We start from the raw sequence: 6,787 nt of genomic DNA, 5'->3' as shown, positions 1-6,787 counted from the left end.
TTTTCGTCCGCCGCGCGGCGCCAGCGTCTCGTACGCGCTCGGTAGATCCCGCCCGCTTAGCCTGCCTAGCGCCATCTCGGCTAGGAATATGCTAAAGCCCACGCCCAGTGTGAGCGCGAGGTACAAAAGCACGAAGGCGCTGCCGCCGTTTTGACCCACGAGAGTGGGGAATTTCCATGCGTTGCCAAGCCCCACCGCGCCGCCTGCGACGGCAAGTATGAAGCCGATTTTGCTAAATTTATCGTTCATTTTCTCTCCGATGATTTTTAAATTTTAAAGCCGCGGAATTTTAAAATTCCACAGCGCAATCAGATGCGGCTACGCTACGACGCCTTTGCCGCGGTCTTGCGCAGGTTGCCGCGCGGGTTAGCGCGATCGCGCCGAAAGCTGATTACGGTCGCCGCACGCTTCTATCCGGACATAAAATTCCAAGCGCGATTTTTGTGAGCCGCCATAGCCGCTCACGGATCGCCGTGAGGCTAGCTATGGAATTTTGCCTATCGCCCCGAGCCGTCAGAGCGTAAAATTTTAAAATTTCAGGCCGCAATGTGCTATCCCTGCGCTGTTCCGACGGATCGGCCGTCTATTAGACGGATCGCGGGCTCGCGCGCCGCTTTGGACTGCTTCGGTGCTAAATTTTAAAATTCCGCAGCGTGATCAGATACGGCTGGCTACGGCGTCTTTGCCGTGGTCTTGCGCGGCTTATCATGAAATTTTGCGTACCGCTCTACGTAGAATTTTAAATTTAAAACCGCGACGCTTCGTTTATTTGCGCAGATAGATGCGATCGCAACCGCGCCCTTTTGCGTGAAATTTTAAAATTTCAAACTCTCGCGTCGCAGTAAAATTTTAAATTTAACTCGCGCCTAATTCGCAAAATTTCAACCCGCGCTTAGATGCGTAAAATTCCAAGCTCTCTTAGCGCGATCAAAATTATGGCTACGGGCGAGACGCAGCGCAGCAGCACGAAGTACCAAATTTTAAACCCGAGCTCGCCCATATATGGCGCCAGTAGTGCGTGGATGGCTTCTTTTCGCATCACAAATCCCACGAAAACCACGATCACGAGCCCGCCTATCGGCATTAAAATTTTCGAGGTCGCGTAGTCTAGCACGTCAAAAAACGGCGTGCCGAGAATGCTAAAGCTATCCGCCGTAGCGCCGTAGTAGCCCAAAATGCACGCGATGCCAAGGACGTAGGTAAACGCAAAAACGATCGCGCAGGCGCGTAGACGGCTTATTTTGTGCGATTTTACGAGATAATACACCGAAGGCTCGATCATTGAGATCGCCGAAGTGATCGCCGCAAAAATCAATGTAAGAAAAAACGCGAACGCCAGCACGTGCCCGATCGCGCCCAGCTTGCTAAACAGCATCGCAAGCGAGACGAAAATAAGCCCCGGGCCCGATTGCGCCGGGTCTGCGTTAAATTCAAAAATAAAGGTAAAAACTACGAGTCCCATCATTATGCCGATCATGACGTTGATAAATACGATGTTTAGGCTCGAAGTTAGGATATTGGTACGCTCCGGCAGGCTCGCGGCGTAAGTCATAATCGTCGTAACGCCCAGCGATAGCGTAAAAAACGCAAGTCCGAGCGCTTCGAGCACGCTTTTGGAATTTAGCGCGCTAAAATCGGGCACTAGCAGGAATTTCGCGCTTTTGCTAAAGCCGTCAAAGCTCATCGAATACACCACCATCAGCACCAAAAGGATGAAAAGCGCGGGCATCATCCAGACGTTTAGCCGCTCGATGCCGCTTTTGATGCCGCGCGAGACGATGTAAAAGCATGTCAGCGACATCACGCTAAAGCAGGCTATCGCGATGATCGGGCTATCTTTTAGCAGAGCGGAAAATATCTCGCCGCTTTGCGCCATATCGTTTGGTAGCGAAAACGCCGACGTGATCGTGTATTTTAAGATCCAGCCCATCACGACGCTGTAAAACGAGTAGATGAGAAGCCCCGAGATCATAAAAAATCCCATCTTGCTCCAAGCCTCTTTATGCGTAGGCGCCAGGCGTCTGAAGGAGTCCACGGGATCGCTCTCGCCGATCCTTCCGATACAAATTTCGCCGATAAAAAGGACGAAACTTACTAAAAACGTCAGCAAAAGATAGAGCAGGATGAAGGCGCTGCCGCCGTTTTGACCCACGAGAGTGGGGAATTTCCACGCGTTGCCGAGCCCCACGGCGCTGCCTGCGACGGCCAAGATAAAGCCGATGCGCGTAAATTTATCGTTCATTTTGCACCTTTTTTAAAATTTAGCCGCAATATTAGCAAATTCCAGCTTAAAGGCGGTATCTAAATTTTACCCAAGTCGCTTGAGAGAGCAAACGGAGCGAGATTTGGATATGAATATCCGAGTCCTGCTAAATTTTAAGTCCCGAAACGCTAAAATCATCCAAAAATTTCAAAACCAAAGGCAAAACATGCAAGTCAAACTTCTAAATTTCACTCCGCTTTGGGTCTGCTCAAATGCGATCCGCACCTGCTGGCAGAGCTTTGAGCGCGGCGATTGCGGCGGCGCCAAAGACCTAGCGCTAATAGATCGCGTCGGCAACCAGCTCAAGCACTCAAGCACTCTCGAGCATCTCTACTACAACTTCTATATCAGCGGTATTTCGCGCGCGCTGCTTCAGGAGCTGGCGCGCCACCGCCTAGCAAGCCTTAGCGTAAAATCCACTCGCTACACTCTCAAAGAATTGCGCGGCGAGGGTAGCTTCGCGCAAGGAGATTTCGAAAACGCCGCGCGATACATAGTGCTTACCGGCAACGAAGCGGTTGATAACGCAAGTATCGCGGCGCTTGAAAATCTGCGCGTAATCTTACAAACCCCTATTAGCCTTGATATCGCCAAATACTGCCTGCCAGAGTGCTACAAGAGCGAGCTTAGCTGGAGCATAAACGCGCGCAGCTTGCAAAACTTCCTCGCTCTGCGCTCTAGCAAGGCGGCGCTTTGGGAGATCCGCGAGCTTGCCGGTAAAATTTATCATGCGCTGCCGCAGGAGCATAAATTTATATTCCAAAGCTGCATGGCAGGCGAGAAGATGCAAGGCGAAGAGTAGCGCGCGGGATAAATTTAGATACAAAAAGGGCTGCGATGATAAAACTTACGCAGATGAGAGCGGCTTTTGAAAAGGAGGAGCCGGACGCGCTTTATCTAAGCTACTTGGGATGGGTAAAAACCCTGATTCCGTTTTGGAGGCAGGCTGCTGCGAGGATCGCGGAGCTAAGCGGCACGGCGGATGAAAAAAGAGACAAACATCTGCGCTCAATCGACAGCTCTTTGCAGCTGATGCAAGCTTGGCGATTTAAAAAGATAAAATACGTGCAAGCAAGAAGAAAAGAGATCGATAGCGCCATAAGTTTTATTCGAAACGGCGCCTTAACGCAGCAAGTATCGAGATACGCCTTTGCGCCCGTTTGCAGAAATTTAGCGAGCATTTTACGCAGCTTTTTATACGTTTCAACTTTCGGCTATTCGGACGAGCAGCTTCCGACCGTATTCGCTCAAAAAATTTACGGCATTGCGCTATGCCATACCCTCTTTCCTTTCGATACTGGCGATTTTGTGTATTATCTTCCGCGAGAAAAATCCATTCACACCGACGACCCCGCCGATTTGGACAACTGGCATTTGATGATGGAGATAGCGGGCGGCGATTTAGGGATTTCTGCGTTGATTGAGCGACTAAACGAACGCGCGTATGAAATTTGGACGAATTACAAAACGCCGTTTGAATGGAAATACGACGAGGGGATTTGGAATTTAGAATTTGAGAATGTTTCAAAAAGGCTGCATTATGCAGGCTTGCGGGCTTTTTCTAATTTGAATAAAGCGGAATAAAAGGCGCGCAAAATTTTAAATTTGCTTTTAAAATTTCATTCGCGGGCGGTAAAAATTCTGCGAGTTCTAATGCGGGTAAAATTTAAAATTCGTTTGAGCGGGTTTTTTAGCGGCCTGCGGTATAAAATTTAGCTGCCGCGCATTTTTACGACTTGCGGCGGCGAGAATTGCAGCGGCGGCAAACCGAAAGCTTGGGCGAGCGATAAATTTAAAGGACGGATCATGAAAAATCTAGCGCTTGTGATGTTTAGCGGACAGACGCATCTCGATTTTGTGGGATTTTACGATTGTATGTTAAGGCTCAAAGCCGTCCGCCCGCAGTTTGAGATGAGATTTTGCTCGCGCGAACGGCAGGTTTCGGATAGCGGTGGCCTTGCGATCGATACGGGTGAGATCACGACGGATCTAGGCGGCTTTGATGCGGTTTTTGTGCCCGGCGGTATGGCGACGCGCTGTCTTAAAGACGATACGAGCTTCATCTCGTGGCTCGCAACCGCGCGCGATGCGAAGTATAAGTTTAGCGTTTGCACCGGTTCGCTGCTTCTGGGCGCGGCGGGGTTTTTGCGAGGTAGGCGCGCGACCACGCATCCGTTTTGCTACGATCTGCTGGCGCCTTACTGCGCGGACGTGGTGCATGAGCGGCTCGTGCGCGAAAGCCTGCCCGCAGGAGGCGAGATCATCACCGCTGGCGGCGTAAGCAGCTCCATCGAGCTTGGTCTTTGCGTGATCGAAAAATTTGCAGGCGTCCAGGCGCGAGAGGCTGCCGCTGCGGCGATGGATTATCCGTATTACGACCTTAGAAGCAAGTTTGCGCGATGAAATTTTAAAGACCCGCTAAGATCGGCGGCGCGGTTTATAAATACCTCAGCAAATTTATAAAATAGAGGGGAAGTTAAATTGTAATGCAAACAATAAAGATATTAAAAACATTGTGGAAAGTCATCAAGATCGCCATACTCGCATCATTGATATTATCGTTTGCGGCATTGATATTGTTTGTTTTATTTATAGCCTTTCTATTTTCACCCCTTAATACGGATTTTTCATATATAGAAAATAAAAATTTGGCTAAATTTGAAGCCTTAACAAATACGAAGGGAGAAACTTTGCTCATTTATCGCAAAAAAAGTCCTCCTTTATCGTGTAGTGAAAAAATACAGACTTGTATCTGTTACGCGCATTTTATAAAGGCGGATAAGCCCTTTACTTTGACGCAACAAAAAATGTTGCAAGAGGGCTACGAGTTTGTTTCCGAGTCTGACTGTATAGCTGAAACTACAAATTTGCATGAATTTAAACTATCGTGGGCGATGCCGTCTTATTATTATGCCGGCAGTCGGGAGTATTTGATATATGGTTCAATCAAAAATTTAAATATAACGGCAATAGTGAACGATAAAAGGCGAATATGGCACAAAAAAGAGCACGAATCGGGACAACCGAGCGATTATGATCACGAGGTTATTTTTTATCCGGAACTTAATATAATTCAAATAAATAAAATGGGGTATTAATGGACGCATCTGTAATTGGTCGCGATACTATTTTTAAAATTTATTGTAAAATTAGAGCGTTAATTTATTAAAATTTAAAGGGTCGGTATGCAGATAAATTTAGACGACGTGAGGATTGAGAGCGGTTGGAAAGAGGCGCTTAGGGAGGAATTTTTAAGCGAGTATTTTGCGAAGATCAAAGAAAATCTGCTCGCCGCAAAGGCGCGCGAGATCGTCTATCCGCCGGGAAATTTGATCTTTAATGCCTTCAATCTAACTCCGTTTGAGCGGGTGCGCGCGGTGATTTTGGGGCAGGATCCCTACCACGGCGCGCATCAGGCGATGGGGCTTAGCTTTTCGGTGCCGCGCGGCGTGCGAATTCCGCCCAGCCTCGTAAATATCTACAAAGAGATTAAGAGCGATCTGGGTATCAGCGAGCCTGCTAGCGGCGATCTGAGCTACTGGGCGAAGCAGGGCGTGCTGCTGCTTAATGCGAGCCTTAGCGTGGGCGCGAACCGCGCGAACTCGCACAGCGGCTTCGGCTGGCAAATTTTCACCGACGCCGTGATTAAAATTTTAAGCGCGAGGCGGCAAAGCTTGGTCTTTATGCTGTGGGGAAATTTCGCCAAAGCAAAATCTACGCTGATCGATGCGCAGAGGCATCTCATTTTAACCGCCGCGCATCCTAGCCCGCTTGTGGGGGGAGCGTTTTTTGGCTGCAGGCATTTTAGCAGATGCAACGAATATCTGCGCGCACACGGTCTAGGAGAGATCGATTGGGATCTAAATCACGGCGCAGATTAAATGTATTTTAAATGAAATTTTCGTAAAATGCGCCGCAAAATTTCAAAGGTAAAGAAATTTTAAAAAATGTCGAAAGGAGAAGTGAGCGAATAATATACGACCGGCTTAAGAGAGCTTGCCGAAGCGACGCAGATGCGTGGCTAGGCTAATCATTGTAATTAAAGGAACGATATGAAAAAGATAATTTTGGGAATTTTATTGCTATTTACAAGTAGTGTAGTGGCAAATACCCTATCTGAGATTAGGCAATCGGGCAGTGTGCGCGTAGGCGTATTTGAGGCGCAACCCCCTTTTAGTAAATTTGAAGACGGCAAATTTCAAGGATTTGAGGTGACTTTAGCCGAGGCGCTATCAAAAGATATATTTGGTGGCAAGGCGGGCAAGGTGGAATTCGTGCCCGTAAAGGCTAGTGAGCGTTTAAAAGTGTTGGAAGAAAATAAAGTAGATATGGTGCTTGCGACCTTTACGATCACAAATGAGCGTAAGCAGGTGGTCGATTTTACGACGCCGTATTTCGCAGTAAATATCGGCGTGCTAACCCGCGCCGGCGATAGGATCAAGACCGTATCGGATCTGCACGGCAAGCCGATCATCGCAGAAACCGGAACTACGGGCGAAGCGTATTTTAGAAAAGAGGGCTTTG

Annotated in this window: 7 protein-coding genes and 1 pseudogene; 6 read left to right on the top strand and 2 right to left on the bottom strand. The window is 48.4% G+C overall.

Going from position 1 to position 6,787, the window contains the following annotated elements; all coding sequences use genetic code 11:
* Both Q0236_RS13010 and Q0236_RS13005 read right to left on the bottom strand, forming a co-directional pair.
* A pseudogene (locus tag Q0236_RS13010) lies at nucleotides 1–249 on the bottom strand (sodium-dependent transporter); the annotation flags it as partial.
* A 643-nt stretch (nucleotides 250–892) separates the two neighbouring features.
* On the bottom strand, nucleotides 893–2,242 hold the full coding sequence (locus Q0236_RS13005) for a sodium-dependent transporter (protein WP_297918934.1): 1,350 nt from the start codon (nucleotides 2,240–2,242) through the stop codon (nucleotides 893–895).
* A gap of 187 nt (nucleotides 2,243–2,429) precedes the next feature.
* On the opposite strand from Q0236_RS13005, the gene thyX reads away from it, so the two are divergent.
* From thyX to Q0236_RS12975, 6 genes are all read left to right on the top strand, one after another.
* Nucleotides 2,430–3,065 (top strand): FAD-dependent thymidylate synthase, encoded by a 636-nt coding sequence (gene thyX / locus Q0236_RS13000; RefSeq protein ID WP_297918937.1) that lies wholly within the window; start codon nucleotides 2,430–2,432, stop codon nucleotides 3,063–3,065.
* Between the two features lie 35 nt (nucleotides 3,066–3,100).
* The gene (locus Q0236_RS12995; protein WP_297918929.1) at nucleotides 3,101–3,847 is read left to right on the top strand and encodes a hypothetical protein; all 747 of its coding nucleotides are present in this window, start codon (nucleotides 3,101–3,103) and stop codon (nucleotides 3,845–3,847) included.
* A gap of 222 nt (nucleotides 3,848–4,069) precedes the next feature.
* Nucleotides 4,070–4,666, top strand: a complete 597-nt coding sequence (locus Q0236_RS12990) for a DJ-1/PfpI family protein (protein WP_297918926.1) — start codon at nucleotides 4,070–4,072, stop codon at nucleotides 4,664–4,666.
* A gap of 83 nt (nucleotides 4,667–4,749) precedes the next feature.
* On the top strand, nucleotides 4,750–5,361 hold the full coding sequence (locus tag Q0236_RS12985; protein ID WP_297918923.1) for a hypothetical protein: 612 nt from the start codon (nucleotides 4,750–4,752) through the stop codon (nucleotides 5,359–5,361).
* Nucleotides 5,362–5,448: 87 nt separating this feature from the next.
* Nucleotides 5,449–6,144 carry a uracil-DNA glycosylase gene (ung, locus tag Q0236_RS12980; RefSeq protein ID WP_297918920.1) on the top strand — a complete coding sequence of 232 codons (696 nt, stop codon included), beginning with the start codon at nucleotides 5,449–5,451 and terminating at the stop codon, nucleotides 6,142–6,144.
* A 171-nt stretch (nucleotides 6,145–6,315) separates the two neighbouring features.
* Nucleotides 6,316–6,787: transporter substrate-binding domain-containing protein (locus tag Q0236_RS12975; protein WP_297918917.1), on the top strand; the 472-nt coding region annotated here is incomplete at its 3' end.

It is taken from the genome of uncultured Campylobacter sp. (assembly GCF_938031315.1).
GTDB lineage: Bacteria > Campylobacterota > Campylobacteria > Campylobacterales > Campylobacteraceae > Campylobacter_B.
This window is presented reverse-complemented; position numbering and strand designations above follow the sequence as displayed.

Excerpts from the sequence above, each read along its gene's own strand:
- Q0236_RS13005 (WP_297918934.1), bottom strand. The coding sequence starts at position 2,242 with ATGAACGATAAATTTACGCGCATCGGCTTTATCTTGGCCGTCGCAGGC.
- thyX (WP_297918937.1), top strand. The coding sequence starts at position 2,430 with ATGCAAGTCAAACTTCTAAATTTCACTCCGCTTTGGGTCTGCTCAAAT.
- Q0236_RS12995 (WP_297918929.1), top strand. The coding sequence starts at position 3,101 with ATGATAAAACTTACGCAGATGAGAGCGGCTTTTGAAAAGGAGGAGCCG.
- Q0236_RS12990 (WP_297918926.1), top strand. The coding sequence starts at position 4,070 with ATGAAAAATCTAGCGCTTGTGATGTTTAGCGGACAGACGCATCTCGAT.
- Q0236_RS12985 (WP_297918923.1), top strand. The coding sequence starts at position 4,750 with ATGCAAACAATAAAGATATTAAAAACATTGTGGAAAGTCATCAAGATC.
- ung (WP_297918920.1), top strand. The coding sequence starts at position 5,449 with ATGCAGATAAATTTAGACGACGTGAGGATTGAGAGCGGTTGGAAAGAG.